Annotated in this window: 1 protein-coding gene; it reads right to left on the bottom strand. The window is 48.1% G+C overall.

Annotated elements, in window-relative coordinates:
- Positions 1-436: 436 nt before the first annotated feature.
- The coding region (locus ACTBDU_RS16435) for a DUF3164 family protein (RefSeq protein WP_438807214.1) at positions 437-755 on the bottom strand (319 nt) is incomplete at its 5' end.

The raw sequence follows: 755 nt of genomic DNA, 5'->3' as shown, positions 1-755 counted from the left end.
CATCATAAAAACGCAGGCTGAAGGGCACCGGGACGAGGCGTGACTCCTGCACCAGACTGCAGTCATTAAGATAATAAAGACAGCGATTGCCGTTATCCCCATATTCACATTTAATCACGCGATATAATATATTTATTTCCTCCCGGGTGGGTTGAGAAAAACAGGCATGACGTTTATTTGGCGAAAGCCAGCACCGGCGGATTGACGCCATTCTAAAACAGAGTATTAATACATCATTTATTCAGCATTTCGACGTCAGCCACAGAATGTTCGCAAAATAAGGCGCTACATTAATTTCAACCTCCGTGCAGGTGATTAAATCCGTTGCCCTGTTTAGTGTTCTTATTAATGTGCCCTCTTTTAAAATCCGGTTAGGTTGATAAATAAAGTATGCGCCGACCGGATAGCATTGATTAAACTGTTCTGCCTTCATAATTCATACCTCGGCGATATCCAGCGACAGCGGCCGATATTGCCCGGTCTTGTCGATGCGCTTATAAAGGCGGATATAGCTCTTGCTGCTGACCACCTGCACCGCTTCCGCCAGCGCATCTATCGCCCGCAACCAGCGCGGGTCGGTAATATCATGGCGACGCAGCTGCAGAATACGGGCCGGATTAATATCACCGTTCTTATCGGTGGAAAACGCTTGGTCAATAATGGCCAGCAGCGCCGGTCGCGCATTCTGCGTCCATTCCGCCATGCAATCATCAATTAACGCCTTGGCGGCCTGGATACGCTCATCAAAGGTAATG

It is taken from the genome of Sodalis sp. (in: enterobacteria) (assembly GCF_051710625.1).
GTDB lineage: Bacteria > Pseudomonadota > Gammaproteobacteria > Enterobacterales > Enterobacteriaceae > JBPESN01.
This window is presented reverse-complemented; position numbering and strand designations above follow the sequence as displayed.